Raw genomic sequence first — 15531 nt, 5'->3', positions numbered from 1 at the left:
CGCCACTCAATCCCCTCGGGCCGGTCCTATACCCCGTCCTGCTAACAATTCGCAAACCACGGCGCCCCCGCCGCAACTCGGCATCACGCCGGGGTGCCCTTCCGCGAAGCCCTCGCCGCCGCGAGCGTCAGCGCGAGGCCGAGGCCCGCCACCGGCAGCATCAGCCCGAAGGCGAGGGGGCCGCCGCCGATCCGGTAGGCGGCGCCGCTCGCCAGGGTAGCGGAGGCGGAGGCGAGGGAGGCGCAGGCCGCGTAGGTGCCCTGCGCGGCGCCGCGCCCGCCCTCGGGGGCGAGGCGCGACAGGGCCGCCATGGCGCCGAGCTGCGTCGCCCCGAAGGTCAGGCCGTGCAGCGCCTGGAGCGGCAGAACCAGGGCGGGCAGGCCGGCGGCGGCGAGGAGCCCGGCCCAGCGCAGGAGGGCGGCGGCGGCGCCGATCGCGAGCAGGCGGAACGGCGCGTCCCGCAACCAGGCGATGCGCCCGGCCATCGCGAAGAACCCGATCTCGGCGACGACGCCGACGCCCCAGGCGATCCCGGTCTCCCCCGGCGACAGGCCGAGGCCGACCCAGTGGATCGACCCGAAGGCGTAGACCGCGGCGTGGCTCGCCTGGATCGCCGCACCGGCCGCGATGGCGAGCCACAGGGCGGCGGGCAGGCGCGCCCGGCCGCGCCCCCGGGCGGCCGGGGAGGCGGCCGCCTCCCGGCGCAGCAGCAGGGCGGCGCCGCAGGCCGAGGCGAGTTCGAGGACCGCGAGGAAGCCCGGGATGCTGCCCGTGCCGACGAGGCCGAGGAGCCAGCCGCCCAGAAGGCTCGCGGCCAGGAAGCCGAGGGAGCCGCCGAGCCGGATCCGGGCGTAGTCGAGGTCCGGGCGGCGGCGCACCGCCGCGAGGCTCTGGTAGTCGAGGCAGGGCACGAGCGACGCCCCGGCGACGGCGTTGAGGACGATCACCCCGGCGAGCAGGGGCCAGGCGAGGGACGCCGCCGCCGGCATCAGGGCGTAGGTGGCGGCGAGGCCGAGGCTGCCGGCGACCATCAGCGCGCGGGGCGGGACGCCGCGGTCGATCAGGCCGACGAGGGGCGCGGTCGCGACGATCCGGACCAGGATCGGCAGTGCCACCAGGACGCCGATCAGCTCCGGCCCGAGGCCGAGGCCGGCGAGCCAGAGCGGCAGGAACGGCATCGCCACGCCGATGCCGGCGAACACCGCCGCGTACAGGAGGGCGAGGCGCAGGCCGTCGCGGGGGGAGGGCGGGAGGGGCGACACGGGAACCGGACGGTGGGCGAGCCTCGGGCGCGGGCGACCTGCGGGCGACATGCCGGCCCGAATCAATGCCGGCCCGAATCAGGTGTCCCTCGGCGGGCTTGGCGTAAGCCGCCGTTAACGCCGGGATGTCAAGCGTTATCCACGTTGAGCCCTCGCGGGCGCCGCCGCCGAGCCGTCCGTTGCGGCCGGCGATGACAGGGCAGGTGAGATGGCCGGGACCCCTTCGCTCCCCATGCCGCGGGAAGAGTACGACGTCATCGAGGGCGCGATGCTGGAGACGGCGCGCGGGCGCTGGTTCCTCGGCGAGTACGCCCGGCGCAACCGCAACGCCGATACCGACGTCCTGCTCACCGCGATCGGCCGCCTCGAGAACGTCGTGACCGGCGAGCGCGGCCCTCCGGGCATGGAACGCCTGCGCTTCGACCTGATCGAGATGGCCAAGGCGATCAGCCGCACCAAGTCCGAGATCGCGGCGATCCACACGCCCGACCAGGACCAGAGCCAGCTCGGCGCGGCCTCGGAGGCCCTCGACGGCATCGTGCGCACGACCGAGCGCGCCACCTCCGACATCCTCCAGGCCGCCGAGGAGGTGCAGGAGGTGGCCTGGACCCTGCGCGAGACCGGGGCCGACAGCCGGGTCTGCGACCGCCTCGACCACAACGCGACCCAGATCTACACCGCCTGCTCGTTCCAGGACCTGACCGCGCAGCGCACCGGCCGCATCGTCAACACCCTGCGCTACCTCGAGCAGCGCCTGACCGCGATGATCGAGATCTGGGCGAGCGAGGACGACCCGCCGGCGCCGGCCTCCCACCGGGCCGAGGTGCCGGAGACCGCCCTCGACCAGAGCGACGTCGACCAGATCGTGGCGACGGGCCAAGAGTCGGACGAGGCGCCGGCGCCCGCCCCGCGGCTGCGGCTGGTCGAGCCGGCGATGCCCGACGACGACCTCGCCTTCATCCCCGTGCGGGACTTGCCTGGGCGGGACTTGCCTGGGCGGGACTTGCCAGTCCGGGACTTGCCGGTCCGTGAGGAGATCCCGGCGGCCGACGATGCGGTCGCGCTGGAGGACGCCTTCGCGGAGATCGACGATCTCGCCCTCGACGAGAAGCTCGCCCGCTTCACCTGAGGACCGGCCCCACGCCGCGCGGGGCCCGCCTTCGCGGCGCCATGATCGCTCCGCAGGGAGCCTCGCGCCCCGCCTCCCTCGTTCCCGGCCGCGATGACCCTGCACCTCCTCAAGCTCTGCGTCGGCTGCGAGTCCATCGCCGACCTCGAGGACTGGATCGCCGCCCGCCGGGCGGAGGCCGCGCGCCAGGGCCGGCCGCACGAGCAGGCCCACATCACCCGCATGGTGCCCAAGCGCGGCGACGAGATCGTCGGCGCGGGTTCGCTCTACTGGGTGATCCGCGGCCAGATCGCCTGCCGCCAGCCGGTGCTGGCGATCCGTCCCTTCACCGACGGCGAGGGCATCGGCCGCTGCCGCCTCGTCCTCGATCCGGAGGTCACGCCGGTCGAGCCCCGGCCGTGCCGGCCGTTCCAGGGCTGGCGCTACCTCGCGGCCGCGGACGCCCCCCGCGACATCTCCCGCCACGCCGCCGGCGACCTCGCGGCGATGCCGGAGGCGATGCGCCGCGAACTGGCGTCGCTCGGGCTGCTCTGACCGCATCGCCGCGGGCCGTCCGGCACCGGATGGGGCAGGGGCTCGATCCGGACGATCCGTCCGCCGGGACCGCCCGTAATCGCCGGTCCGCACCTCGTCCGATCGTGCGGGGTCGCCCCGGACGGGTACCGACATCCCGGACGCCTCTCCGTTGCCGCATCGGTGCCGCCGCCCGGCGATGAACCCAGGCGTGTACCTTCGCCGCCCTGTGCGATCCTGACTGGCAAGTCTCCGTCGAGTTGCGCACGCCTCGAGCCTGGGATCGGCCTCCCTGACGTGAGCAACGCCGAACAGGGCCCGCGGTCATTCGCAACCAACCTCGAATGACGATCGGCGGGACTCCTTCGAAAATACCGGGATCTATCCAAACCAACCCCACGTTTACGAAAATCTATCTTCCTTAATATTGAAAAATATGCGCGTAAATTGAAATAATGGATGTTTTTCGTAAAATCTAGCGCGGTCCGTGACGTTGACAACATACATGATCTGGTAATAAAGCGCCCATATAACAACGGCAACGCACCCGATTGGCTGTGCGCACCACACGAGGCGAGGAAACGTCCCATGACGACCGATCACAGCGGCTCCGTTTATCTACAGAACGACTGGGGCGTCGACATCGCTCAAATGACGATTCGCCATCGCCGCAGCAACGACCCGGACAAGCAGGAGGAGCAATCCTTCTACAACGTTGCCGCGGGCGACAAGGTCGGGCCGATGGCCATCACCTACACGACCGGCGCCGGCAGCCCGTTCGATTACTGGTGGGTCAAGTTCGCGACCCAGAACGGCACCACGTTCGATTGCAAGGACAACTTCTACTGCTCGATCAGCTCCGACGATGACGGCAACGTCATGCTTCGCCTGGATGGGTCCAACAGCGAGCTCTACGTGAGCTTCAGCAGCTCGAGCGGATGCTCCGTCAGCATCGAGCAGGTGCAGGGATAGATCCCGCCCCGTCGCGACCATCGCAGCCGAACGTGCGTCGCCGGCGGTTCGGCTGCATCGCCTCCAGCATTCGTCGTCACGAAAGACCGATCACGGTGCCGATCAGACACTCCCTCCGATCGTTTCTCTGCCTGGGCCTGACCTCCGCCGCCGCCCTGCACGGGCTGTGCCTGCCGAGCCTCGCCGACGAACCGCCTTTGCCATTCCTGGGCGAGATCCGGACTTTCGCGTCCCCGCGCTGCCCGACGAACTTCATGCAGGCGGCCGGGCAGACGCTCGACATCGCGGGCAACAGCGATCTCTTCTCGGTCATCGCGACGACGTATGGCGGGGACGGCCGCACGAATTTCGCGCTCCCCAACCTCCAGGGGCAGGCCGTGGTCGGCGCATCGACCGCAATGCCGATCGGCAAGGCGGTCGGCGCCTCGAGCGTCACGCTGGATGCGACCCAGGTTCCGCTCGTTTCCCACTCCCACGACGCGACGTTCGCGCCGGTCTCGGGGACCGCACCGGTCACCCTCCCGGCCACGCCGGGCACTCTCGCCGTCACGCCCAAGCTCCTGGCGAAGCAGGCGACGGGAGTCGTGGGCGTCAAGGACGGCTATCTGCTGTCCCAAGGGGGAATCGGGCAGTCCACCGCGCCGATCTACATCGATCCGGCGAATTCCGCCGCGACGGCACAGCTGGGCGGCCTCACCGCCGAGGTGACCGGGCTCTCGGCCACCGCCGCGACCACCTTCCAGGTGCCGGTGGTCACGGGCGGGACGGTCACGGTCAACCCGAAATCCGCAGCGGCGACGGCTCCGGTCCCGATCCAGTCCCCCGCCTTGCCGATGACGGTCTGCATCGCCGTCAAGGGCTACCTGCCGACCTCGAACTGACCGGGGAGCGACACGACCGGGAGGCGCGCCGGCGCGGCGGGACCGGCAGGCTGCGCCTCACCCGGACGCCGCCGACCTTCGTGTCAGCGGCCGCCGATCCCGGCCTCCAGCGCCCGGACGATCCAGGCGTCGCGGCCCTCCTTCGCCTTGGCGGCCGCGGCATCGATCTGGTCCGACAGGGCGGTCGAGACCGGCACGGTGAGGAGGATCCGCGTCGCGTCCTGGGCGGGATCGTAGACCAGGGTCGTCAGCTGCGCCGCGAAGCCCCGCAGGGCCGCCTGCTTCTGATCGAGCGACAGGCCCGCGTCGCGCGCGATCACCGGGCAGTAGGACGCGACGGCGTGGTCGATGATCGCCCCGTTCGACAGGCCCCGGGCCCGCAGTCGCTGCACCGCCTCGCGCAGGGCGCCGTTCGCGCCGGCCGCAGCGCCCGGCTGCACGATGGCCTCGAACAGCGGACCGTCCGGCGCGCCCGCGCCGTTGCCCGGGCAGGCGAGGCCGGCGGCGGCGGCCGGCCAGGCCGCGACGGTCAGCAGCCCGGCCAGGGCCAGGGAGGGGAGGCGGGATGGGGCGCTCATGACATCTCCTCGGTCGACGGGGAGGACCGTGGCGGCCGCAGGATCGCGTCGGGGGTGACGGATCGGCCGGCGGCGTTCGGCCCGTTGATCGCATGATCGAAGAACGTGTCCGTTCCCTCGGCGTTGCTCTCCCGGAACATGAAATGCCCGTAATGCGACGCAGCCGCGGCGATACCCTGCGTCACACGCCGAGATTGCCGAAGCAGAACCGCTCGGCTCCAACGAACAAGGCCCCCTGACGATCCCGCGGAACCGTCAGGGGGCCTTCGCTCCGGCCAGTGTCGGGGGCTCACGCCCCCTCGAACCGCCCGCTGGCATGGGCCAGCATCGTGTAGACCTTGCCGCTCTCGGAGGTGAGGTAGGCGTTGGCCCGGCGCGGGTCCTTGTCGGTGCGGGACACCTCGCCGAGCAGGCGCTCGAACTCCCGCACGTAGTGGTCGACCGTGCGGCGGAAGTCCGGCTCGGCGCGGTAGCGGCGACGGATCTCGTCGAAGGTCCGCTGTCCCTCCGCCGTGTAGAGGCGGCGGGTGAACAGGTCCGTCTCGCCGCGCCGGTAGCGCTCCCACAGGTCCACGGCCGCCGCGTGCTCGATCATCCGGGCGATGTTGCTGGAGAGCGAGTCGATCGCCGCGGCGCCGGCCGGCTCGGCGGCACCGCCTTGCCCGCCCGTCCCTTGCTGCCCACCCGTCCCTTGGCCGGTCGCGCCCTGCGGGGCCTTGGCCTTGGCGGCCGCCGGCACCTCGTCCTCGTCGTCCTGCGAGGCGCGGGAGAGGAGGTCGGAGAGCCAGCCGCCGGAGCCGGCGGGCGGGGTCGCGTCGCGCCGTGCCTCGCCCGCCGGGCGGTGTCCGCCTTGCGCCGCTGCCGGACGGGCCTGTCCCTGCACCGGGCGAGCCGGGGCGGGAGCCGGAGCCACCGGGCCGGCGGCCGGAGCCGTCAGGGGCGCGGACTTGCCCGGCTGAGCCGGGGGCCTGGCGGCCTGAGCCGCAGGCTTGGCAACCTGAGCCGCAGGCTTGGCAACCTGAGCCTCGGGCCTGGCCGCCGGAGCCGGGGCGACCGGGGCCTGCGGCTTCGGCGCCGTGGGGGCCGGGACCGCCGGGGCGGCCCGGCCGGCTTCCGCCGCGCGGGGCTGCGCCACGTCGACCGCGCGGGGCGAGCGGTGGACCAGGGCCGAGAGCTCGTTCAGGGCCTTGATCTGCTCGAGCACCACCCGGCGCATCTCGCCGGTGGCGTCCTGCGCCTCCTGCGGGATGCTGACGACGCCGCGCTGCAGGTCGCCGCGGATCTCCTCCAGGGTGCGGCGGATCTCGGTCGCCATGCCGCGCATGGATTCCACCGTGCCCTGGAAGCGCTCGGCCGCGTCGCCGAAGGCGTCGCGCATCTCGCCCGAGGCGCCCGCCACCGCCTGGCGGACCGACTCGGCCGCCCGCTCGCCCTCCTGGCCGGTGCCGGAGCGCAGGCGCTCGAACGCCTCCGTCACGGCGCTGCCGGCCTGGCGGGCGCTGGCCTCGATCTCGCGGCCCAGCGCTTGGGTGCGGGCCTCGATGGTCTTCAGCGTCGCCTCGACCCGGGTGCCGACGCCCTCGGTCGCGGCCGACAGGGCGGCCGAGCGGGCGTCGATGCTGCCGAGCAGGGCGTCGATCTCGGCCTGGCGCTCGCCGAGCGAGGCGGAGATCCGGCCCTCGGCGCCCTCCAGCGCGCCCGCGGCGGCCGTGAGGTCGCCGATGTGCTGGCGCGCGGTCTCGGTCAAGGCCTTGCCGCGGGCGTCAAGCGTCGCGGCGAGGCCGGCGGCCTGGCGCAAGGCCCCGGTCGCCGCGCCCTGGAGCGCGCCGACCTGCTCGGCGACCCGGTCCGAGGCCTTGCCCGTCTCGACGGCGATCTCGGCGAGCGCCGCCTGGATGTCCTGCACCCGGCCGGACAGCCCGCCCTCGATCGCCGAGAGGTTCTCGCCGGACTTGCCGATGAGGTCCTGCAGCGCGCCGCAGGCGGCCTCGATGCGGCCGATCAGGCCGCCGAGCTCACCGCCGAGGCGCTGGTTGACCTGGGCCAGGACCTCGACCGCCCGGGCCGCGCCCTGGTCGGCCGCCCGGCGCAGGGTCTCGGCGGCCTCGGAGGACAGGGCCGCCAGGGCCTCGGCGCGCTCGCCGAGCGCCGCGACGGCGCCGCCCATCCCCTCGGTCACCGCCCGCTCCAGCGCCTCGCTGCGCTGGGCCAGGGCCGCGACGAGCTCGCTGCCGGGGCCCTCGACCAGGCCGCGCAGCTGCGCCACCTGGCGGTCGAGCCCCTCGACCGTCTCGCCGCTCGCGGCCAGCGCCGTCACCAGGGCGTTGCCGCGCTGGTCGATGGTCCGCTGCAGCGAGGCCGTCGTCGCCTCGAGCTTCTGCCCGAGGGCGCCGCCGCGCTCGTCGACGATCTGGCGCAGCGCCTCGACCCGCTCGGCGAGGCCGCGATTCAGCTCGGCCCCGCGCCCGTCGATCGCCTGGGTCAGGTCGCGGGCGGTCTCGGCGAGCGCCCGGGTGAGGGTGGTGCCGCGCTGGTCGATCAGCGCCGCGAAGGCCGCCGCCCGACGGTCGAAGCCCGAGCTGAGCTGGGCGCTGCGCTCGTCCACCGCCGCCGCGAGCGCGGTGCTGCGCTCGTCCATGGCGCCGTGCAGGCTCGCCACCCGCTCGTCGAGGGCGGCGGTGAGCGCCGCCGTGCGGGCGTCGACCAGGGCCGCGTAGGCGTCGCTGCGGTCGTCGAAGGCGTCGGCCAGGGCCTCGCCGCGGGCCGCCACGAGCGCCGCGAAGGCGCGCATCCGGCCGTCGATGCGGGCCGTGAAGGCGGCCGAGCGCTCGTCGACGCTGCCCGACAGGGCGTCGGTGCGGGCCGCCATCAGGGCGGCGAGCTCCGCCGTCTTGGCGTCGACCAGGGCGCCGAACGCCGCCGCCCGCTCCTCGACGGCACCGTCGAGGATCTGGACGCTGTCGCGCAGGCGGCCGGCCACCGCCTCGCCGCCGGCATCGAGCCGCGCCCCGAGCGCCTCGACCTGGCCGCCGAGCACCGCGTCGAGGGCGGCGCGGCTGCGCTCGAGGGCACCGGACAGCTCGGCCACCCGGGCGTCGAGGAGGGCGGCGAGCGCCGCGCCGCGCCCGTCGAAGGTCTCGGCGAGGTCGGCGTTGCGCGAGTCGAGGAGGCCCGCGAGCGCGTCGCCGCCGCTGCGGATCGTCGTGGCGAGCACGTCGATGCGCTCCTGCACGCGCCGGGCCAGGACGTCGCCGGCGCCGGTCAGCTCGGCGAGCGCCCGCTGGCGGCCGTCGATCAAGCGCACCAGGTTGCCGCCGCCCTGCTCGATCGTGCCGGCGATGGCCGCCTCGCGCTCGCCGAGCAGGGCCGCCAGGGCCTCGACGCGCTCCGTGAGGGTCCGGGCAAGCGCCGTGCGGTGCCCCTCGAGGGCGTCGCCGAGGCCGGCCTGGCTCTCGGAGAAGAGGCCGGACAGGGCTTGCGCGCTGCGCGACACGGCCTCGCCGAGGGTCGCGACGCGGGATTCGAGCAGGCCGGCGGCCTCCTCGCCCCGGGCCGCGATCAGGCCCGCCATCGCCTCGCCGCGGTGGTCGAGGCTGGTCTCGAGCGACCTCGCCCGGGCCTCGATCAGGCCGTCGAGGTCGCGGAGCGCCGCGTCGATGCGGCCGGACAGGCCCTCGCTCCCGGTCTCGGCGGCCCGGACGAAGTCCGCGGCGCGGGCGTCGATGAGGCCGGCGATGGCCCGGGCGCGGGCCTCCACGGCCTCCGCGAAGGCGGCGCCGCGGCTCTCGACCAGGTGGTCGAGGGCGGCGAGGCGGTCGTCGAACAGGCCCGACAGGGCGCGGGTGCGCTCCTCGACGGAACCGACCGCGCGGCCGACGCGCTCCTCCAGGGTCGCCGCGAGGGTGTCGCCGCCCTCGGCCAGCACGCCGCGCAGGGTCCCGACCCGGTCGTCCAGCACGGCGCCGAGGGTGCCCGTCCGGTCGTCGAGCACGGCACCGAGCGCGCCGGTCCGGTCGTCCAGAAGGCTGCGCACCGCGGCGGCGCGCTGCTCCAGCACCTCGTGCAGGGCGCGGATTCGGGCGTCGAGGCCGTGCTGCAGCGCGTCCGCCTGGCCGTCGAGGAGGCCGCGCAGGGATGCGGCCTGGGCGTCCAGCCGGTCGCCGAGGGCCTTGAGCCGCTCGCCGAACAGGCGCTCCACCCCGGCCTCGCGGTCGTCGAGAAGCGTCACGAGCGCGGTGGAGCGGTCACCCACCAGGGTCTCGAGGCGGCCCGAGCCCTCGGCGAGGACCCGGTCGGCCTCCTCGATCGTGGCGCGGAGCGCGCCGAGCACCGCGTCGCCGCGCTTGCCGATCAGGTCAGAGAGCGCCGTGCCGCCGCGGTCGAACAGCCGCGCCAGCTCGGTCATGCGGCCGGCGAGCGTGCCGAACATCGCCCGGCCGCGCTCGTCGATCTCCTCGGCGAAGGCGGCGGTGCGCTCGTCGACGAGGCGCGCCAGGGCCTCGGTGCGCCCGTCGAAGGCGGCGCGGATCGCCTCGGCCTTCTCGGCGAACGCGCGGCTCGCCTCGCCGCTATGGGCCTCCACGAACGTGACGAGCTCGCGGGTGCGGGCGCCGAGCTCCTCGTCGAGGCCGCGGGTGCGGCTCTCGATGACGCGCAGCGCCTCCTCGGCCTTGAGCCCGAAGGTCTCGTCGACGATGCGGCCGCGCTCGTCGAGGGCCTGGGCCAGGCCCTCCAGGCGGGCGATCACCCGCTCGTCGAAGCGCGCGGCGCCGGAATCGAGGCTGCGGGTCAGTTCCTCGGTGCGGCGGCCGAGCTCGTCGCCGATCTCGCCGACCCGGGCGGTGAGGGTGTCGCTCATCGCCTGGCTGCGGGCGGTGATGGCGCGGGCGAGCTCGTCGGCGCGGCCGTCGAGGGCCTGGGCAACCTCGCGGCCGCCCTCGGCCATCACCCGGGCCATCTCGCCGGCCCGCACGATCAGGGCCTCGTTCAGCGCCGTGGCGCGGGCGCCGATATGCTGGTCGACATGGGCCACCATGGTGCTGAAGGTGGCGCCGATCTCGGCGGTGCGCTTGGCCGAGCGGTCCTCGAGCGCGCCGAGCTGGGCCTCGACGGCCTCCCGGGCCTCGCGGGTGCGCTCGACGATGGTCTCGGCCACGGCGCGGCCCTGGACCGTGATGAGGCGGTCCATCTCCTCGAGGCGGCCCGAGACCGTCTCGGTGAGGTGGTGGGTGTCGCGCGAGATGCGGTCGGCGAGGATGTCGCCGCGGGCGATCGCGTCCTGCAGCGCCGCGAGGCGGCTCGTCACCGCCTCGTCGATCGCGCGGCCGCCGGTCTCGGCGGCGCCGGCGAGCGCCGTGCCGGTCTTCTCCAGGGCGTCGTTGACCCGCGCGCCCTGGCTCGCCACCGCCACGACGATGTCGCGGCCGACCGCGGCGAGGCGGGTCTGGGTCTCGTCGGCGTGCCGGCCGATCAGGTCGGTGAGCGCCCGGCCATGGCCGTCGAAGGCGGCCCCGACCTCGGCGACGCGGGTGTCGAGGGCGCCGGTGGCGCTCTCGGCGGCGAGTGCGAGCGCCGCCGACACGTCCTCGGCTTGGCGCGTCAGGTGATCGACCGCGCCGCGCAGCGTCGCGTCGGTCGCCTCGGTGCGGGCCGCCACGAGGCGCCCGGCCTCTTCCGCCGCCTGGACGAAGGCCGCAGCCGCCGCGAGGGTCCGCGCGTCGAACTGCCCGGTCGCCGTCTCGGCCGCACGGCCGATCGCGAGCGCCGCCTCCTCGGCCCGGCCCGCCAGGCCCACCACCGCGCCGTGCAGGGCCGCGTCCGCCTCGCCGGCCCGCACGCCGATCACGCCCGCGGCTTCCTCCGCCACCCGGGCGAAGGACGACGCGGCCTCGGCCAGGCGCGCCTGCAGCGCGCCCGACGCCTCGTCCGCCCCCTGGCGGAACGCCTCGACGCTCTCCGCCGTGCGCAGGCTCACCGCCCCCGTCGCCGTCTCGGCGGCGCGGCGCAGCACGCAGGCCGCTTCCTCGGCCCGCGCCTCCAGCTCGCCCGCCGTCGCGGTCGTGGCCTGCCGGAACAGCTCGGCCGCGGCCTGGCTGCGGGCGTCGAGCTCGGCCCCGGTCGTCTCCAGCGTGCGCCGGAAGATGTGCGCCACCTCGACCGTGCGGGTGCCGAGCGCCCCCGTCGCCTGCTCGGCGGAGCGGCGCATGATCTCGGCCGCCTCCGTCGAGCGGGCCTGGAGCGCGTCCCCGACCGTGTCGGCCGAGGCGGTGAGGGCGGCGGCCGCCGCCTCGGCCCGCTCGGCGAGGCCGGCGAGCGCGGTGCGCAAGCTCGCGTCGGCGGTCTCGGTGCGCTCGCCGATCAGGCGGCCGGCCTCCTGGGCCGCGGCCACGAAGGCGGCGGCGGCGGCCGTCGTGCGGGCGTCGAGGGCGCCGGCGGCGCTCTCGGCGGCGAGAGCCAGCGCCGCCGACACGTCCTCGGCCTGGCGCGTCAGGTGATCGACCGCGCCGCGCAGCGTCGCGTCGGTGGCCTCGGTGCGGGCCGCCACGAGGCGTCCGGCCTCCTCCGCGGCCTGCGCGAAGGCCGAGGCCGCCGCCAGCGTCCGGTCGTCGAAGTGCCCGGTCGCCTCCTCGGCCGCCCGGGCAATCGCGGCGGCCACCGCCTCGGCCCGCTCCGCCAGGCCCTCGACCGCGTCGCGCACCATCGCGTCGGCCGCGCTCGCCCGCTCGCCGACCAGCCGTCCGGCCGCGTCCGCCGCCTGCGCGAAGGCCGCCGTCGCCGCGAGAGTCCGCGCATCGAGCGCGCCCGTCGCCGTCTCGGCCGCACGGCCGATCGCGAGCGCCGCCTCCTCGGCCCGGCCCGCCAGGCCCACCACCGCGCCGTGCAAGGCCGCGTCCGCCTCGCCGGCCCGCACGCCGATCACGCCCGCGGCCTCCTCCGCCACCCGGGCGAAGGACGACGCGGCCTCGGCCAGACGCGCCTGCAGCGCGCCCGACGCCTCGTCCGCCCCCTGGCGGAACGCCTCGACGCTCTCCGCCGTGCGCAGGCTCACCGCCCCCGTCGCCGTCTCGGCGGCGCGGCGCAGCACGCAGGCCGCTTCCTCGGCCCGCGCCTCCAGCTCGCCCGCCGTCGCGGTCGTGGCCTGCCGGAACAGCTCGGCCGCGGCCTGGCTGCGGGCGTCGAGCTCGGCCCCGGTCGTCTCCAGCGTGCGCCGGAAGATGTGCGCCACCTCGACCGTGCGGGTGCCGAGCGCCCCCGTCGCCTGCTCGGCGGAGCGGCGCATGATCTCGGCCGCCTCCGTCGAGCGGGCCTGGAGCGCGTCCCCGACCGTGTCGGCCGAGGCGGTGAGGGCGGCGGCCGCCGCCTCGGCCCGCTCGGCGAGGTCGGCGAGCGCGGTGCGCAAGCTCGCGTCGGCGGTCTCGGTGCGCTCGCCGATCAGGCGGCCGGCCTCCTGGGCCGCGGCCACGAAGGCGGCGGCGGCGGCCGTCGTGCGGGCGTCGAGGGCGCCGGCGGCGCTCTCGGCGGCGAGAGCCAGCGCCGCCGACACGTCCTCGGCCTGGCGCGTCAGGTGATCGACCGCGCCGCGCAGCGTCGCGTCGGTGGCCTCGGTGCGGGCCGCCACGAGGCGTCCGGCCTCCTCCGCGGCCTGCGCGAAGGCCGAGGCCGCCGCCAGCGTCCGGTCGTCGAAGTGCCCGGTCGCCTCCTCGGCCGCCCGGGTGATCGCGGCGGCGGCCGTCTCGGCCCGCTCGGACAGGCCGGCGACGGCGCCGCGCAGGGTCGCGTCGGTCGCCTCGGTGCGAGCCGCGACGAGGCGCCCGGCCTCTTCCGCCGCCTGCACGAAGGCGGATGCCGCCGCGAGGGTGCGGGCGTCGAACTGCCCGGTCGCCTCCTCGGCGGCCCGGGAAATCGCGGCGGCCACTGCCTCGGCGCGCTCGGACAGACCGTCCAGGGTCCCGCGCAGGGACGCATCGACGGACTGGGCGCGCGAGGCGACGGCGCGGCCGGCCTCGTCGGCGGCGCGGGCGAAGGCGGCGGCGGCCGCATCGGTGTGGTCGCCGACCTGGCCGGTGGCGGCCTCGGCGGCCTTGCGGAAATGCTCGGCGAGCGCGGCGGCGCGGGCGTCGAGGTCGGCGCCGATGTCGTCGGCGGCGCGGCGCAGGGCCTCGCCGGCGCCGGCGGTGCGGGCCTCGAAGCTGCCCTGGAGCGCCTCGGCGGCCACCGCGAGGGCGGCCTGCGTCTCGCGGGTGCGCTGGTCGAGACCGTCGATCAGGCCGAGGCTCTTCGTCGCGAAGGCCGCCGCCAGCCCGTCGAGGGCTTGGCCGATCCGGCCCTCGGCCTCGCCGGTGCGCTCGGCGACCAGGGCCGCCACGCGCTCGCCGGTCCGGTCGAGATTGCGCTCGAGGCTGCCGCCGTGGCCGACCAGCACCTCCTCGACGCGCCCGATCGTCTCCTCCAGGCGCGAGGTGAGGTCGGCGCCGCGCACGCCGAGCGCCTGGGCCGCGTCCTCGACCAGGGTCGAGAGGTCGTCGCGCACCCGGGACGCCTTCTCGCCGAAGGCCGTGATGACGCCCTCGCTGGCGCGGGACAGGCCGGCCTCGGCCTCCGCCGCCCGGGTCTCGATCGCGGCGGCGACGCCGGTGCCGGCCTGCTCGATCTCCTCGCGCAGCGCGATCCCGCGCTCGGCGATGTGGGCCGCGATGGCGCTGCCGGAGGCGGCGAAGCGCTCGGTGATGCCGGCGCCGGTCTCGGCGAAGCGCTCGGTGAGGTCGGTACCGCGGGCGAGGAAGCGCTCCTCCAGTCCGTGCGCCGAACGCTCGAAGGTCTCGCGGACCTGGGCGCCCTCGCGGTTGAGGGCCTCGATCACGCCGGCGCCGGTCTCGGCCAGCGTGCGGGCGACCTCGCCGGCATTCTCGGCGAGCGTCCGGGTGAGGAGGCCGCCGGTGCGCTCGAACGCCTCCGTGACCTCGACCGCCCGGGTCTCGAGCGCCCGGCTCAGGGAATCGCCGACGCTGCCGAGGTCGGTCTTCACGCCCTCGCTCGTCGCGACGAGGCGCTGGACGAGGTCGTCGCCGCGCCCGGCCACGGCCTCGACCACCCGGTCGCCGGTGGCGGCGAGCGCGGCGGTGACCGCCTCGCCGCGATCGCCGATCGCCGCCGTGATCGCGTCGCCGCGAGCGCCGAGCGCCGCGGTGACCCGCTCGCCGGCGCCGTCCACCGCCGTGACGATGCGCTCGGCCGCGGTGTCGAGCTCCTGGGTCAGGTTCTGGTGCGAGCCCTGGATCGCGCCGCGCACCCGCTCGGCATTGGCGACGATCGATTCGCGCTGCGCCACCAGCTCGTCGACGAGGGTGCGGATGCGGATCTCGTTGTCCGAGTAGGCGCGCTCGAGGGTCGAGATCTCGCCGCGCACCAGGGTCTCGAGCTCGCCCGCGCGGGCGAGCGCCCGCTCGACGCCGTCGCCGACCGCCGCGACCTCGCGGCGGACCGCCTGCGACATGGTCAGGACCGCGTCGGTGGAGAAGCCCTCGGGCTCGGCGAGGCGGATCGCCACCTCGCCGACGGCGCGGGCGACGAGGCGCATCTCCTGGGCGCGCACCGCCAGCATCGCGGCGATGAAGAACAGCATCACGGGGGCGAGCACCGCGGCGGCGCCGACCGCGCCCTGCAGGCCGGTGAGGCCGGCGGTGAAGCCGCGCAGGTCGCCGCCGGACTGGCTCCAGGCCAGGACCGCGAAGCCGCCGAGCCAGACGAGGGCGGCGAGCGCCGCCAGCGCGTAGGGCCCGCGCGAGGGCTCGACCCGCAGGGTCTGCTGCAGGGTCCCGACGCTGCGGCGGTCGTCGTTCGCGACGAGGGAGCGGTCGGGGGGCAGGAGGCCGCCCTCGCGGCGGCCGTCGCGGGGACCGGGCAGGGCGCTGCCGTCGAAGCCGGGCTCGCGGGCGGCGGCCGCGGCGAGCGGGTCGGAATCGTGCACGTCCGGCAGGCGCGGCTCGACGCGGCTGCCGTCCGCCTGGGGATCGGGCAAAGGCGCATCGGGGGATCGGGCCGTCTCGCCCCGGACCGGGTGATCCAGGTTCAGGGCCTGCTCAATCGCCGACAGCGCCGCTTCCGCCGGGTCCTTGAGCTTCTTTTCCGTCGCCATCGAACGCCTCGTTACGCCGTGAACGCCGCCGGGCGGTCCGTGAGGACCGCCGCGCCGCAAT

Annotated in this window: 7 protein-coding genes; 4 read left to right on the top strand and 3 right to left on the bottom strand. The window is 75.8% G+C overall.

The genetic code is table 11. The features are described from left to right. Positions 1-83 precede the first annotated feature (83 nt). Complete coding sequence (locus DK419_RS17070; protein WP_245442482.1) at positions 84-1262, bottom strand: MFS transporter; 1179 nt, start codon at positions 1260-1262, stop codon at positions 84-86. 232 nt (positions 1263-1494) lie between these two features. On the opposite strand from DK419_RS17070, the gene DK419_RS17065 reads away from it, so the two are divergent. The 4 genes from DK419_RS17065 to DK419_RS17050 all read left to right on the top strand — a co-directional run bounded on the left by DK419_RS17065 (position 1495) and on the right by DK419_RS17050 (position 4757). Beyond that, positions 1495-2391, top strand: coding sequence for a hypothetical protein (locus tag DK419_RS17065; RefSeq protein WP_245442480.1), 897 nt, complete (start codon positions 1495-1497; stop codon positions 2389-2391). 93 nt (positions 2392-2484) lie between these two features. Then, on the top strand, positions 2485-2925 hold the full coding sequence (locus tag DK419_RS17060; RefSeq protein WP_109960136.1) for a DUF1489 family protein: 441 nt from the start codon (positions 2485-2487) through the stop codon (positions 2923-2925). A gap of 567 nt (positions 2926-3492) precedes the next feature. After that, positions 3493-3876 carry a hypothetical protein gene (locus DK419_RS17055; RefSeq protein WP_162561290.1) on the top strand — a complete coding sequence of 128 codons (384 nt, stop codon included), beginning with the start codon at positions 3493-3495 and terminating at the stop codon, positions 3874-3876. Positions 3877-3971: 95 nt separating this feature from the next. Further along, entirely contained in the window at positions 3972-4757 is a 786-nt protein-coding gene (locus tag DK419_RS17050; RefSeq protein WP_162561288.1) for a phage tail protein, read from the top strand. 83 nt (positions 4758-4840) lie between these two features. Here DK419_RS17050 and DK419_RS17045 read toward each other — a convergent pair whose 3' ends face one another. Both DK419_RS17045 and DK419_RS17035 read right to left on the bottom strand, forming a co-directional pair. Continuing rightward, a complete protein-coding gene (locus DK419_RS17045; protein WP_109960133.1) occupies positions 4841-5335 on the bottom strand; it encodes a hypothetical protein in 495 nt (164 codons plus the stop codon). 289 nt (positions 5336-5624) lie between these two features. Next, entirely contained in the window at positions 5625-15470 is a 9846-nt protein-coding gene (locus tag DK419_RS17035) for an apolipoprotein A-IV repeat region-like domain-containing protein (protein WP_109960131.1), read from the bottom strand. Between the last annotated feature and the right edge of the window lie 61 nt (positions 15471-15531).

The sequence above is a fragment of the Methylobacterium terrae genome (genome assembly GCF_003173755.1).
GTDB classification, from domain to species: domain Bacteria; phylum Pseudomonadota; class Alphaproteobacteria; order Rhizobiales; family Beijerinckiaceae; genus Methylobacterium; species Methylobacterium terrae.
This window is presented reverse-complemented; position numbering and strand designations above follow the sequence as displayed.

Coding starts and splice junctions, on each gene's coding strand:
- DK419_RS17060 (WP_109960136.1), top strand. CDS start 2,485: ATGACCCTGCACCTCCTCAAGCTCTGCGTCGGCTGCGAGTCCATCGCC.
- DK419_RS17045 (WP_109960133.1), bottom strand. CDS start 5,335: ATGAGCGCCCCATCCCGCCTCCCCTCCCTGGCCCTGGCCGGGCTGCTG.
- DK419_RS17035 (WP_109960131.1), bottom strand. CDS start 15,470: ATGGCGACGGAAAAGAAGCTCAAGGACCCGGCGGAAGCGGCGCTGTCG.
- DK419_RS17065 (WP_245442480.1), top strand. CDS start 1,495: ATGCCGCGGGAAGAGTACGACGTCATCGAGGGCGCGATGCTGGAGACG.
- DK419_RS17055 (WP_162561290.1), top strand. CDS start 3,493: ATGACGACCGATCACAGCGGCTCCGTTTATCTACAGAACGACTGGGGC.